Source organism: Streptomyces lothianensis (assembly GCF_047779955.1).
In the GTDB taxonomy this organism is placed as follows: Bacteria; Actinomycetota; Actinomycetes; order Streptomycetales; family Streptomycetaceae; genus Streptomyces.
Window position 1 is genome coordinate 1 of record NZ_JBLMKT010000016.1, and the last position, 12,606, is coordinate 12,606.

The 12,606-nt window shown below is 70.5% G+C and carries 12 protein-coding genes; 7 read left to right on the plus strand and 5 right to left on the minus strand.

The window, feature by feature from the left end:
* Nucleotides 1-133: 133 nt before the first annotated feature.
* Nucleotides 134-1,168 (minus strand): 4-hydroxy-3-methylbut-2-enyl diphosphate reductase, encoded by a 1,035-nt coding sequence (locus ACLF6P_RS03020; RefSeq protein WP_415947849.1) that lies wholly within the window; start codon nt 1,166-1,168, stop codon nt 134-136.
* A gap of 108 nt (nt 1,169-1,276) precedes the next feature.
* On the opposite strand from ACLF6P_RS03020, the gene ACLF6P_RS03025 reads away from it, so the two are divergent.
* The 3 genes from ACLF6P_RS03025 (at nt 1,277) to ACLF6P_RS03035 (ending at nt 4,443) form a co-directional block, all read left to right on the plus strand.
* Nucleotides 1,277-2,716, plus strand: coding sequence for an APC family permease (locus ACLF6P_RS03025; protein ID WP_415947850.1), 1,440 nt, complete (start codon nt 1,277-1,279; stop codon nt 2,714-2,716).
* A gap of 216 nt (nt 2,717-2,932) precedes the next feature.
* Entirely contained in the window at nt 2,933-4,210 is a 1,278-nt protein-coding gene (gene xseA, locus ACLF6P_RS03030) for an exodeoxyribonuclease VII large subunit (RefSeq protein ID WP_415947852.1), read from the plus strand.
* Nucleotides 4,207-4,443 (plus strand): exodeoxyribonuclease VII small subunit, encoded by a 237-nt coding sequence (locus ACLF6P_RS03035; RefSeq protein ID WP_415947853.1) that lies wholly within the window; start codon nt 4,207-4,209, stop codon nt 4,441-4,443. The genes xseA and ACLF6P_RS03035 overlap by 4 nt, the downstream gene beginning before the upstream one ends.
* 69 nt (nt 4,444-4,512) lie before the next feature.
* On the opposite strand, the gene ACLF6P_RS03040 is transcribed toward ACLF6P_RS03035, so the two are convergent.
* Nucleotides 4,513-5,103: a malonic semialdehyde reductase gene (locus ACLF6P_RS03040; RefSeq protein WP_415947854.1), complete on the minus strand. Its 591-nt coding sequence runs from the start codon at nt 5,101-5,103 to the stop codon at nt 4,513-4,515.
* A gap of 254 nt (nt 5,104-5,357) precedes the next feature.
* Complete coding sequence (locus ACLF6P_RS03045; protein ID WP_415947907.1) at nt 5,358-5,876, minus strand: DUF4245 domain-containing protein; 519 nt, start codon at nt 5,874-5,876, stop codon at nt 5,358-5,360.
* Between the two features lie 240 nt (nt 5,877-6,116).
* Between ACLF6P_RS03045 and glpX the strand changes: the two genes are divergently transcribed.
* A complete protein-coding gene (gene glpX / locus ACLF6P_RS03050; RefSeq protein WP_415947856.1) occupies nt 6,117-7,154 on the plus strand; it encodes a class II fructose-bisphosphatase in 1,038 nt (345 codons plus the stop codon).
* Between the two features lie 48 nt (nt 7,155-7,202).
* On the opposite strand, the gene ACLF6P_RS03055 is transcribed toward glpX, so the two are convergent.
* Together ACLF6P_RS03055 and ACLF6P_RS03060 are read right to left on the minus strand one after the other, a co-directional pair.
* Nucleotides 7,203-7,574 carry a WhiB family transcriptional regulator gene (locus ACLF6P_RS03055; RefSeq protein WP_415947858.1) on the minus strand — a complete coding sequence of 124 codons (372 nt, stop codon included), beginning with the start codon at nt 7,572-7,574 and terminating at the stop codon, nt 7,203-7,205.
* A gap of 141 nt (nt 7,575-7,715) precedes the next feature.
* On the minus strand, nt 7,716-8,453 hold the full coding sequence (locus ACLF6P_RS03060) for a DUF1707 SHOCT-like domain-containing protein (RefSeq protein ID WP_415947860.1): 738 nt from the start codon (nt 8,451-8,453) through the stop codon (nt 7,716-7,718).
* A gap of 164 nt (nt 8,454-8,617) precedes the next feature.
* Between ACLF6P_RS03060 and ACLF6P_RS03065 the strand changes: the two genes are divergently transcribed.
* The 3 genes from ACLF6P_RS03065 (at nt 8,618) to fomD (ending at nt 12,604) form a co-directional block, all read left to right on the plus strand.
* Nucleotides 8,618-10,321, plus strand: a complete 1,704-nt coding sequence (locus tag ACLF6P_RS03065) for a fumarate hydratase (protein ID WP_415947861.1) — start codon at nt 8,618-8,620, stop codon at nt 10,319-10,321.
* 149 nt (nt 10,322-10,470) lie between these two features.
* The gene (locus tag ACLF6P_RS03070) at nt 10,471-11,862 is read left to right on the plus strand and encodes a class II fumarate hydratase (RefSeq protein ID WP_415947863.1); all 1,392 of its coding nucleotides are present in this window, start codon (nt 10,471-10,473) and stop codon (nt 11,860-11,862) included.
* Between the two features lie 55 nt (nt 11,863-11,917).
* The gene (gene fomD, locus ACLF6P_RS03075; protein WP_415947865.1) at nt 11,918-12,604 is read left to right on the plus strand and encodes a cytidylyl-2-hydroxypropylphosphonate hydrolase; all 687 of its coding nucleotides are present in this window, start codon (nt 11,918-11,920) and stop codon (nt 12,602-12,604) included.
* Nucleotides 12,605-12,606: the final 2 nt, after the last annotated feature.

Sequence of the window (12,606 nt, forward strand, 5' to 3'; positions counted from 1 at the left end):
GGGCACAGCCACGCGAGCGGCAGGCCCGTTCAGGGCACAGCCACGCGAGCGGCAGGCCCGTTCAGGGCACAGCCACGCGAGCGGCAGACGCAGCCCAGCACAGCCCGGCGCGTAGTCCCGGGCGTGCGCGTCCTCAGAGTTCGGCGGCCTCGGCGCGCAGGTCGCGGCGGAGTTCCTTCGGAAGGGAGAACGTGATGGATTCCTCGGCCGCCTTGACCGTCTCCACGTCCTCGTAGCCCCGCTGGGCCAGCCACTCCAGGACTTCGTCGACCAGGACCTCGGGGACGGAGGCGCCGGAGGTGACGCCGACGGTCGACACGCCATCCAGCCAGGCCTCCTCGATCTCCGAGGCGAAGTCCACGAGGTAGGAGGCGGAGGCACCGGCCTGCAGGGCGACCTCGACCAGGCGCTTGGAGTTGGAGGAGTTGCGCGAGCCGACCACGATCACCAGATCGGCCTGGGCACCCATCTGCTTGACGGCGAGCTGACGGTTCTGCGTGGCGTAGCAGATGTCGTCCGAGGGCGGCGAGACGAGGCCGGGGAACTTGGTCTTCAAGGCGTCGACCGTCTCCATCGTCTCGTCGACGGAGAGCGTGGTCTGGGAGAGCCAGACGACCTTCGACGGGTCCCTGACCTCGACCTTCTCGACGTCCTTCGGGCCGTCGACCAGCTGGATGTGCTCGGGGGCCTCGCCGGAGGTGCCGATGACCTCCTCGTGGCCCTCGTGGCCGATGAGGAGGATGTCGAAGTCGTCGTTCGCGTACCGGACGGCTTCCTTGTGGACCTTGGTGACCAGCGGGCAGGTCGCGTCGATGGTGGCGAGGCGGCCCTGCTTGGCCTCCTCGTGGACGACCGGGGCGACGCCGTGCGCGGAGAACATCACGATGTTGCCCGGCGGCACCTCCTCGGTCTGCTCGACGAAGATGGCGCCCTTACGTTCCAGGGTCTGCACCACGTACTTGTTGTGCACGATCTCGTGGCGTACGTAGACGGGCGCCCCGTACTGCTCCAGGGCCTTCTCGACGGCGATCACGGCGCGGTCCACGCCCGCGCAGTAGCCGCGGGGTGCGGCGAGCAGGACGCGTTTATCACTGCGACGCGAAGCGTCTCCGCCCGGGACGGCGGCGGAAGACGGGCGGGATGGGGTCGGTGCAGTCATGTTCCCCATCGTAAGGCCGCGCTCAACAGGTCGGAGATCGCCCGTTTGGGGAGACTGGCCGTGATCCGGCGGACGGGCCGGATCCGCGCGGGCCGTAGCCGAGCAGAGAGGCGCGTGATGTCTGCGAAGACGGGCAAGGGGGCAGGCGGCGGACCGGGCACGGGATCGGGCACGGGACCGGGCACGGAATCGGGACCGGGACCGGGACCAGGGCCGGGCACGGATACGCATACGGGTCTGCGGCGCAGTCTCGGTTTCCGGGATCTGGTGGTCTACGGCCTGCTGTTCATCGCCCCGATGGCCCCGGTCGGCATCTTCGGCGCGCTGGACGCCAAGTCGCACGGGGCCGTCGCGCTGGTCTACATCGTGGCGACGGTCGCGATGGCCTTCACCGCGTACAGCTATGCGCAGATGGTGCGGGTGGTGCCGCGGGCGGGTTCGGTGTTCGCGTACGCGCGGGCGGCGCTCGGACGCGGTCCGGGATTCATCGCCGGGTGGATGGCGATGCTCGACTATCTGCTGATCCCGGCCGTCGCCTACCTGTTCTGCGGGATCGCGATGAATGCGCTGGTGCCGGAGGTCTCGCGCTGGGTGTGGACGGCGCTCGCGGTGCTCGTCACGACGGCGCTCAACCTGACGGGCGTGCGGACCGCCGCGAGGGTCGGTTTCCTGGTGCTCGTCATGGAGATCGTGGTGCTGCTCGTCTTCATCGTGGCGGCGGTGGTGGTGCTCGTACGGGACGGGGCGCAGCGCGGGTGGCTGTCGCCGTTGACGGGCGACGGGGGGTTCGCGCTGTCGGCGGTGATCGGGGCGGTGTCGATCGCGGTGCTGTCGTTTCTGGGCTTCGACGCGATCGCCTCGTTCACGGAGGAGGTGACCGGGGGTTCGGCGAAGGTGGCGCGGGCCGTGCTGTTCTGTCTGGCGCTCGCGGGTTCGCTGTTCATCGCGCAGACGTATCTGGTGGCGCTGCTCGAACCCGTGTCGTCGGCGCAGCTCGCCGCCGAGCCCGCCAGGCAGGGCTCGGCCTTCTACGACGCGGTGGATGTCTCGGTCGGTACGTGGCTGCACGACCTGGTCGCGGTCAGCAAGGCGATCGGTGCGGCCTTCGCCGCGCTGGCCGGGCAGGCCGCGGCGGGGCGGCTGCTGTTCGCGATGGGCCGCGACCGGCGCCTGCCGGGGCTGCTCGCGCGCACGGACTCCGGGGTTCCGCGGGTGGCTCTGTCGATCGCCGCGGTGATCACGCTGGTCGCGGCGGTGTGGGCGGCCTCGCGGGATGACGGGATGGACCATCTGGTGTCGGTGGTGGACATCGGCGCGCTGGTGGCGTTCACGATGCTGCACGCCTCGGTGGTGGCGTGGTTCGCCGTGCACAAGCGGGGCGGGACGGTGAGCTGGTGGCGGCATGTGCTCGTGCCGGTGCTCGGGGCGGGGATCGCGGTCGCGGTGATCGTGGAGGCCTCGCGAGCGGCGCAGGTGGTGGGGGCGTGCTGGCTGGTGGTGGGGCTCGGGGTGCTGGTGGTGCAGCGGGGGCGGGCGGTGGGTGAGGGGACGGGCTGAGCGGCCGAATGCGCGGCCGCACGGCACAGTCCGCCGCGCCACGCACGGTCCGGGCCCGCCACCGCGCACGGTCCGGGTCCGCCACCGCGCACGGCCCGAGTCCCCGGCCCGGTCCGAGTCTCCGGCGCGGCCCGCCGCCGCGCACCGCCCACCGCCGCGTGCAACGCCCGCGGCCGCGCACCGCCCGTGTCAGTGCGCGCCGATACGCTCCTACGCATGGCTCTCAACACGTCCGCCGACGCACCACTGCCCGTGGGTGAGGTCTCGCGCCTCATCGGGGGGTGGATCGACCGGCTCGGGTCGGTGTGGGTCGAGGGGCAGATCACCCAGCTGTCGCGGCGGCCCGGCGCCGGCGTCGTGTTCCTGACGCTGCGCGATCCCTCGCATGACATCTCCGTGAGCGTCACCTGCTTCCGGAGCGTCTTCGACGCGGTCGCCGATGTCGTCTCCGAGGGCGCGCGGGTCGTCGTCCTCGCGAAGCCGGAGTGGTACGCGCCGAGGGGGCAGCTCTCGCTGCGGGCCGCCGAGATACGACCGGTCGGCGTCGGTGAGCTCCTCGCGCGGCTCGAGCAGCTGAAGAAGTCGCTTGCGGGTGAGGGGCTCTTCGCGGCCGAGCGGAAGCGGCGGCCGCCGTTCCTGCCGCAGCTGATCGGGCTCGTCTGCGGGCGCGCCTCGGCGGCCGAGCGGGACGTGCTGGAGAACGCGCGGCACCGGTGGCCCGCGGTGCGTTTCGAGGTACGGAACGTGGCCGTGCAGGGCGTGCACGCGGTGCCGCAGGTGGTGCAGGCCGTCAAGGAGCTCGACGAGCTGGACGGCGTGGACGTGATCATCGTGGCGCGGGGCGGCGGCAGCGTCGAGGACCTGCTGCCGTTCTCCGACGAACAGCTCGTACGGGCGGTCTCCGCCTGCCGTACGCCGGTGGTGTCCGCGATCGGGCACGAGCCGGACACTCCGCTGCTCGACCTCGTGGCGGACCTCAGGGCCTCCACGCCCACGGACGCGGCGAAGAAGGTCGTGCCCGATGTGGGCGAGGAGCTGGAGCGGGTTCGGTTGATACGGGACCGGGCGCGGCGGTCCGTTCGGGCGCTGCTCGACCGGGAGGAGCGCGGGCTCGCGCTGGCGCTGTCCCGACCGGTGATGAAGCATCCGCAGCGGATGGTGGAGGAGCGCGAGCAGCAGGTCGAGCAGCTGCTCGAACGCGGCAGGCGCACGCTGGGACATCTGCTCGACCGCGCGGACTCCGAGCTCGCGCACACCCGGGCGCGGGTGGTGGCGCTGTCCCCCGCGGCGACGCTGCGGCGGGGGTATGCGGTGCTGCAGCGGGAGGACGGCGCGGTGGTGCGGGCTGCCGGTGAGGTGGGGGCGGGTGAGGTGTTGCGGGCGCGGGTCGCGGACGGGGAGTTCACGGTCCGGCGGACCGACGGCGGCGTGCGGGGTTCACAGGGTGAACAGGGTGAACAGGGTGAGATGAACGGTGAGGTGAGCGGCGCATGAGCGTCACGGACGAGGCACTCGGGTACGAGCAGGCCCGCGATGAGCTGGTGGACGTGGTCCGGCGGCTGGAGGCCGGGGGGACGTCCCTGGAGGAGTCGCTCGCGCTGTGGGAGCGCGGGGAGGAACTGGCGAAGGTGTGCCGGCGGTGGCTGGAGGGGGCGCGGGCTCGGCTGGATGCTGCGTTGGCGGCGGAGGGAGACGGCGACGGGGACGGGGACGGGGACGGCGATTAGGCCACGTGTAGGCCCCCGGTCCGATGGACCGGGGGCCTACAGAGGTGCGGCCCGCTCGGGGGTGGCGGGTCAGACCGTCGTGATGACCTCGTCGTACGAGAGGCGGGGGGAACGGGGGAACCAGGCGTCCTCGCCCGGCTTGCCGATGTTGACGACCATCAGCGGGGTGTGGTCGTCGTCCAGGAACTCCTTCTGGACGCCGGTGAAGTCGAGCCCCGTCATCGGGCCCGCGGCCAGCCCGGCCGCACGGACACCGATGATGAAGTACGCGGCCTGCAGCGCGGCGTTGAGCTTCGCCGAGCCCTCACGCACCGGGCGCTCCGCGAAGAACGCGTCCTTGGCCTGCGGGAAGTGCGGGAACAGCGCGGGCAGTTCCTCGTGGAACTCGTTGTCCGCGGAGAGGATCGCGACCAGCGGGGCGGCGGCGGTCTTCGGCTGGTTGCCCTCGGCCATGTGCCGGACGAGGCGCTCGCGGGCCTCGGCGGAGCGGACGAGGGTGATGCGCAGCGGCGACTGGTTGAAGGCCGTGGGGCCGTACTTCACCAGGTCGTAGATCGCCTGGACCTGCTCGTCGGTCACCGGCTCGTCGGTGAAGGTGTTGGCGGTGCGGGCCTCGCGGAAGAGGAGGTCCTGGGCGGCGGCGTCGAGTGCGAGGGTCATGGCGAGGCAACCTTTTCGAGCGGTACGGGGTGGGGGCGACCGGTCCAGATCGGGTCGAAGAGGACCGAATCGGTCAGATCGGGTCGAATCCGACTTGATCGATCATCGATCACCGATGAGGGCCGATCGGTCGGGCCGACGTCTACGACCATAAGAGGGTTACGTTGAAAGTTCAACCACTGACCGGGGGAAGGTGACCCGCTTCACATCTCCCGTACCGGGTCGGACCCTCGGCCCCGCACCGATGGGCGCCCTCAGCCCTGCTCCGGCGGCGCCGGCCGCAGCGCCTCGGCCACCTCCGTCAGGCGGGCCTGCGAACCGCTGCCCGTGACCAGGGTGGTCGCGCCGTTCTCCTGCAGTACGAGCGCGTCATAGGACTCGCCCTCGTACCACTTCCACTCCTTGCCGCCGATCCGCTCGGTCTCCCCGGTGTCCTTCGCGTCCTGGCTCTTCGACTCGATGAACGGCTCGGGCTTGCCGGAGGTCTGCTCGACCGCCACGTACTTGCCGTCGGGGGCATGGAAGCCGAGGTGCCAGTGCTCGCCCTCGGCGCCCCTGTAACGGACGGAGGTCGCCACCCATTCCTCGGACAGGCCCTGCGGGGCGAGCAGCGGGTAGGACGCCGCGCGGGACGCCGTCGACAGCGGGACGGTGTAGTCGACCCGCTTCGGCGGGGGCGTCGATTCGTCGTGCGGGATGAAGATGTAGATCACCGCGACGACCGCGCCGATGACCGCCAGGGACAGCACCATGTCCCGGACCGTCTGAACCATGCTCTTGCCTCTGCTACCTGCCACCCGCCCATGGTCTCAGGTCCCCGCGGACGACTTGTGCGCAGGTGGGCGTCGGCCTTGTGCGCAGGCGGGCGTCGGCCTTGTACGCAGGTGGGCGAAGGCGCCTACTCCGCTCAGACGTGACCCCGTCTGCTCAAAATGTCGACGTACCGATAGAGTCCTCGGGTACATACCCTCATCCGGCCGTCGCGTCGCTGTTCCCCAGAGAGGTTCGCTCCGATGACCGAGCATCATCACCACCTGCCCTCCGAACTCGTCGTCTCCTCCGAGGCCCCCGACCGCAACCTCGCGCTCGAACTCGTCCGCGTCACGGAGGCCGCCGCCATGGCCGCGGGCCGCTGGGTCGGCCGCGGCGACAAGAACGGCGCCGACGGTGCGGCAGTGCGGGCCATGCGTGCGCTGGTCTCGACCGTCTCGATGAACGGCGTCGTCGTCATCGGCGAGGGCGAGAAGGACGAGGCGCCGATGCTCTTCAACGGGGAGCGGGTCGGTGACGGGACCGGCGCCGAGTGCGATATCGCCGTGGACCCGATCGACGGCACGAGCCTCACGGCGAAGGGCATGCCGAACGCGGTGGCCGTGCTCGCCGCCGCGGACCGGGGCACGATGTTCGACCCCTCGGCCGTGTTCTACATGGACAAGCTGGTCACGGGGCCCGAGGCCGCGGACTACGTCGACATCAACGCGCCCGTTTCGGTGAACATCCGGCGGGTCGCCAAGGCGAAGAACGTCGCCCCCGAGGACGTGACGGTCGTCATCCTCGACCGTCCCCGCCACGAGGGGATCATCAAGGAGATCCGCGAGACCGGCGCCCGGATCAAGCTGATCTCGGACGGTGACGTGGCCGGCTCCATCCTCGCGGTGCGCGAGGGCACGGGTGTCGACCTGCTGCTCGGCATCGGCGGTACGCCCGAGGGCATCATCTCCGCCTGCGCCATAAAGTGCCTCGGCGGTGTGATCCAGGGGAAGCTGTGGCCCAAGGACGAGGCGGAGCGGCAGCGCGCGATCGACGCGGGGCACGACCTGGACCGTGTGCTGAGCACGGACGACCTGGTCTCCGGTGAGAACGTCTTCTTCGTCGCCACGGGCATCACGGACGGCGAGCTGCTGCGCGGCGTGCGCTACAGCTCCGAGTCGGCGACGACGTCGTCGCTGGTGATGCGGTCGAAGTCCGGCACGATCCGGCAGATCGACTCCGAGCACCGACTCTCGAAGCTGCGGGCCTACAGCGCGATCGACTTCGACCGCGCCAAGTAGGGCTTCACTCCGGGGTACGTGGGAGCGCCGACCCCACGTACCCCGTCGTCACCCCGCCGCGGCTATGCGGCTCGCCGCTCGGGCCGCCTGCTGGAGGTCCAGGTCCCGTCGGCGGCGGCGGGCCAGGACGACGCGGCGTTCGGCGGCGGTGAGCCCGCCCCAGACTCCGTAGGGCTCGGGCTGCAGCAAGGCGTGTTCGCGGCACTCGACCATCACGGGACAGCGGGCGCAGACACGCTTCGCGGCCTGTTCGCGGGAGAGGCGGGCCGCCGTGGGCTCCTTCGAGGGGGCGAAGAAGAGTCCGGCTTCGTCCCGCCGGCAGACCGCTTCGCTGTGCCATGGGACTTCCGAATCACGCGTCGGCACCCTCTGGGTCGGGATCGCGGTGACCGGAAGGGACTGATGCGGAGGGTGCTGCACGGTCTACTCCTGACGACGGATTCGCAAGCGAGTGACGATGCAGCAGCCCTACCCGCTGTGCGCGGGCCTATGCACAGCGTTCCGATCAGCGGAAGCCGCCGATGATTACCGGCCAGTTGGCGAAACGTTCGGTCCCCCTTCTCAGCCCAGGTGCTTGCGCATGTGCCGGGCCACCGTGTGCCCCACGTACTTGTGCAGATCGTGGATCAGCTTCCCCCGCTTCGGCTTCGCCTCGATGCTGCCCAGCACCGCGTACCCGTCGACGAAGACGACGGGCGCACCGGTCTCGCCGGAGTCCAGGGCCTCGACCTCGAAGTTCCCGAAGATGCCGCTGCCGGAGCCGCGCAGCGACACGTTCTCGGGGACGCGTACCTCGACGTTGCCGAAGACCGAGACCGCCTTGATGACCACCTGCTGGTACTCGAAGATCGCCTCGGTGAGGTCGATCTCGACATTGCCGAAGACGGCGTACGCGTGGGTCCTGCGGCCCACCCGCCAGCGCCCCTTGCGGGTGCTGGAGGAGAAGACGGCGACGAGGTTCTCGTCGGGGGCCAGGGGCACCGCGCCCGGGGCCGGCTGGTGGCCGACGGGGGCGGCGGGGCGCGCGGAGTGGTCCGCGTGGGCGGAATGCGCAAGGTGGGCGGCGGGCAGGTCCGCGACGTACGGCTCCAGCTCGGCGACCGTCTTGGCCTGATACACCCCCTCCAGACGCTCGGCGTGCTCGTCCGCGGTGAGCCTCCCCTCGGCGAGCGCGGCCGCGAGGATCTCGGCGGTCCGGTCGCGGTCCGCGTCCGAGGCGCGCAGTCCCGCGGGGGCCTTCTCGGTCAGGTCCGGGCTCGGGGCGCCCGGCCCCTCCTTGGCGTGCTTTTCGAGGTCCACCGCCTCAGCATACGAAACGCGATAGATCGCGACTACCCCGTAAGCGCGGCAACTGAGCCTTACCTCACAAGTTCAGGGACGCCCCCGGGTCCTACCCTTAGGGGTGCTGGCCAACAGGACGTCCAGCCGCTGTCTGCGTTGTTGATTAGAGGAATGGCCAACCCATGGCATCCAGCCCCCGCCCGACCCGCCCTGCGTTCGCGTACACCGATCTGCTCCCCACCGGTGAGGACGCCACCCCGTACCGCCTGGTGACCTCGGAGGGTGTCTCGACCGTCGAGGGTCCGGACGGCCGGACGTTCCTCAAGGTGGAGCCGGAGGCGCTGCGCAAGCTCGCCGAGGAGGCCATCCACGACATCCAGCACTACCTGCGCCCGGCACACCTCGCGCAGCTGCGCCGGATCATCGACGACCCGGAGGCGAGCGGCAACGACAAGTTCGTCGCCCTCGACCTCCTGAAGAACGCGAACATCGCCGCGGCCGGTGTGCTGCCGATGTGCCAGGACACCGGTACCGCGATCGTCATGGGCAAGCGCGGCCAGAACGTGCTGACCGAGGGCGGCGACGAGAAGTCGCTCTCCAAGGGCATCTACGACGCGTACCAGAACCTGAACCTGCGCTACTCGCAGATGGCCCCGCTGAACATGTGGGACGAGAAGAACACCGGCTCCAACCTGCCCGCGCAGATCGAGCTGTACGCGACCGACGGCGGCGCGTACAAGTTCCTGTTCATGGCGAAGGGCGGCGGCTCGGCGAACAAGTCCTTCCTCTACCAGGAGACGAAGGCGGTCCTGAACGAGGCCTCCATGATGAAGTTCCTGGAGGAGAAGATCCGTTCGCTGGGCACGGCCGCCTGCCCGCCGTACCACCTGGCGATCGTCGTCGGCGGTACGAGCGCCGAATACGCCCTGAAGACCGCCAAGTACGCCTCCGCGCACTACCTCGACGAGCTGCCCGCCGAGGGCAGCGAGCTGGGCCACGGCTTCCGCGACAAGGATTTGGAGGAGAAGGTCTTCGAGCTGACGCAGAAGCTCGGGATCGGCGCGCAGTTCGGCGGCAAGTACTTCTGCCACGACGTGCGCGTGGTGCGTCTGCCGCGGCACGGCGCCTCCTGCCCGGTCGCGATCGCGGTGTCCTGCTCGGCGGACCGCCAGGCGCAGGCGAAGATCACGGCGGAGGGTGTGTTCCTGGAGGAGCTGGAGCGTGACCCGGCGCGCTTCCTGCCGGAGACGACCGACGAGCACCTGGCCACCGAGGGCGCCGAGGAGGACGTCGTACGCATCGACCTCAACCAGCCGATGGAGACCATCCTCGCCGAGCTCACCAAGTACCCGGTGAAGACCCGTCTCTCGCTGACCGGCCCGCTGGTCGTGGCGCGCGACATCGCGCACGCGAAGATCAAGGAGCGGCTCGACGCGGGCGAGGAGATGCCGCAGTACCTGAAGGACCACCCGGTGTACTACGCGGGTCCGGCGAAGACCCCCGAGGGCTACGCGTCCGGTTCGTTCGGGCCGACGACGGCCGGGCGGATGGACAGTTACGTGGAGCAGTTCCAGGCGGCCGGCGGCTCGAAGGTGATGCTCGCGAAGGGCAACCGCTCCCAGCAGGTCACGGACGCCTGCGATGCGCACGGCGGCTTCTACCTGGGCTCGATCGGCGGTCCGGCGGCGCGGCTCGCGCAGGACTGCATCAAGAAGGTCGAGGTCGTCGAGTACGAGGAGCTCGGCATGGAGGCCGTGTGGAAGATCGAGGTCGAGGACTTCCCGGCGTTCATCGTGGTCGACGACAAGGGCAACGACTTCTTCCAGGAGCCCGCCCCCGCGCCGACGTTCACGTCGATTCCGGTACGGGGTCCGGGGCTGGCGTGACACGCGGTCCGGGACCGGCGTGACACAGGGTCCGGGACCGGCGTGACACAGGGCCCGGGGCGCGCCTGAGAGCGTCACCCGGCGACCGCCGACCGTCACTCGTTCGGGGCGGCACGGAACATCCGTGCCGCCCCGAACGCTGTACGGGTATGAGCGAATACCGGACCGAGCACGACTCGATGGGCGAGGTGCGCGTCCCCGCGCACGCCAAGTGGCGGGCGCAGACCCAGCGCGCGGTGGAGAACTTCCCGGTCTCCGGGCAGCGCATCGAGCGCGCCCACATCCGGGCGCTCGCGCAGGTCAAGGGCGCGGCGGCGAAGGTGAACGCCTCGCTGGGCGTCGTCGACAAGGAGATCGCCGAGGCCATCGCGTCCGCGGCCGCGGAGGTCGCGGAGGGCCGCTGGGACGAGCACTTCCCGGTGGACGTCTTCCAGACCGGGTCCGGCACCTCCTCCAACATGAATACGAACGAGGTGATCGCGACCCTGGCGAGCGAGCGCCTGGGCGACGGCCGCGAGGTCCATCCCAACGACCATGTGAACGCCTCGCAGTCCTCCAACGACGTCTTCCCCTCCTCGATCCACATCGCCGCCACCGAGGCGGTGACGCGGGATCTGATCCCCGCCCTCGAACACCTGGAGGCCGCACTCGGACGCAAGTCGGCCGAGTTCGCGCAGGTGGTGAAGTCGGGGCGTACGCATCTGATGGACGCCACCCCGGTCACGCTGGGCCAGGAGTTCGGCGGGTACGCGGCCCAGGTCCGTTACGGCGTCGAGCGCTTGCGGGCCTCGCTCCCCCGGCTCGCGGAACTGCCGCTCGGCGGGACCGCGGTGGGCACGGGCATCAACACACCGCCCGGCTTCTCGGCCGCGGTGATCGCCGAGGTGGCGGACGCCACCGGGCTCCCGCTGACCGAGGCGCGCGATCACTTCGAGGCGCAGGGCGCGCGGGACGCCCTGGTGGAGACCTCGGGCCAGCTGCGGACCGTCGCGGTCGGCCTCACGAAGATCGCCAATGATCTGCGGTGGATGGCATCGGGCCCGCGCACCGGGCTCGCGGAGATCAACCTGCCGGATCTGCAGCCGGGTTCCTCGATCATGCCCGGCAAGGTGAATCCGGTGATCCCGGAGGCCGTGCTGATGGTCGCCGCGCAGGTGCAGGGCAATGACGTGACGGTCTCGGTGGCGGGCGCGGCCGGGAACTTCGAGCTCAATGTGATGCTGCCGGTGCTCGCCAAGAACGTCCTGGAATCCGTCCGTCTCCTCGCGAACGCCTCCCGGCTGCTCGCCGACCGCACGGTGGACGGGATCACGGCGAACCCCGAGCGCGCCCGTGAGTACGCCGAGTCCTCGCCCTCCGTCGTGACCCCGCTGAACAAGTACATCGGATACGAGGAGGCCGCCAAGGTCGCCAAGAAATCCCTCGCGGAGCGGAAGACGATCCGTCAGGTCGTCCTCGAATCCGGCTATGTCGAGCGCGGAGCGCTCACCGAGCAGCAGCTCGACGAGGCGCTGGACGTGCTGCGGATGACGCGGCCGTGAACCGAGGTCACGCCCGTGGCCGGGGTCACGGGCGACACCCTCGTAATATCTGTTCATGAACGAGGACGGGATCGCCGCGGACGAAGCGGGCCAAGTGGAGCGCTGGGCTCCGGGGAGCCACATCCTGTGGCGCTACCGGGAGAACGGCGGCGCCCGCATCCACATCTGCCGCCCGGTGACCGTCGTACGCGATACGGCGGAGCTGCTCGCCGTCTGGATGGCGCCCGGCACCGAATGCGTACGGCCGGTGCTCGCCGACGGGACGCCCGTGCACCACGAGCCGCTGGCCACGCGCTATACGAAGCCGCGGACCGTGGTGCGCGACCGGTGGCACGGCACGGGGGTCCTGAAGCTGGCGCGGCCCGGTGAGCCGTGGTCGGTCTGGCTGTTCTGGGAGCAGGGCTGGCGGTTCAAGAACTTCTACGTCAACCTCGAACAGCCGCTGGCCCGTTGGGAGGGCGGGGTGGACTCCGAGGACCACTTCCTCGACATCTCCGTGCACCCGGACCGCAGCTGGCACTGGCGGGACGAGGACGAGTTCGCCGAGGCGCAGCGGGTCGGCCTGATGGGCGCCCGGCAGGCACGCGCGGTGCGGGAGTCGGGGCTTGCGGCCGTCGAGGTCGTACGGGCCTGGGGGCCGCCGTTCGCGGACGGCTGGCCGCGGTGGCGACCCGAGCCGGGGTGGCGCAGGCCGGTTCTGCCGGAGGACTGGGATCGTACGCCCGCGCATGTGTCCACATGAGA

Excerpts from the sequence above, each read along its gene's own strand:
- ACLF6P_RS03020 (WP_415947849.1), bottom strand. The coding sequence starts at position 1,168 with ATGGGGAACATGACTGCACCGACCCCATCCCGCCCGTCTTCCGCCGCC.
- ACLF6P_RS03025 (WP_415947850.1), top strand. The coding sequence starts at position 1,277 with ATGTCTGCGAAGACGGGCAAGGGGGCAGGCGGCGGACCGGGCACGGGA.
- xseA (WP_415947852.1), top strand. The coding sequence starts at position 2,933 with ATGGCTCTCAACACGTCCGCCGACGCACCACTGCCCGTGGGTGAGGTC.
- ACLF6P_RS03035 (WP_415947853.1), top strand. The coding sequence starts at position 4,207 with ATGAGCGTCACGGACGAGGCACTCGGGTACGAGCAGGCCCGCGATGAG.
- ACLF6P_RS03040 (WP_415947854.1), bottom strand. The coding sequence starts at position 5,103 with ATGACCCTCGCACTCGACGCCGCCGCCCAGGACCTCCTCTTCCGCGAG.
- ACLF6P_RS03045 (WP_415947907.1), bottom strand. The coding sequence starts at position 5,876 with ATGGTTCAGACGGTCCGGGACATGGTGCTGTCCCTGGCGGTCATCGGC.
- glpX (WP_415947856.1), top strand. The coding sequence starts at position 6,117 with ATGACCGAGCATCATCACCACCTGCCCTCCGAACTCGTCGTCTCCTCC.
- ACLF6P_RS03065 (WP_415947861.1), top strand. The coding sequence starts at position 8,618 with ATGGCATCCAGCCCCCGCCCGACCCGCCCTGCGTTCGCGTACACCGAT.
- ACLF6P_RS03070 (WP_415947863.1), top strand. The coding sequence starts at position 10,471 with ATGAGCGAATACCGGACCGAGCACGACTCGATGGGCGAGGTGCGCGTC.
- fomD (WP_415947865.1), top strand. The coding sequence starts at position 11,918 with ATGAACGAGGACGGGATCGCCGCGGACGAAGCGGGCCAAGTGGAGCGC.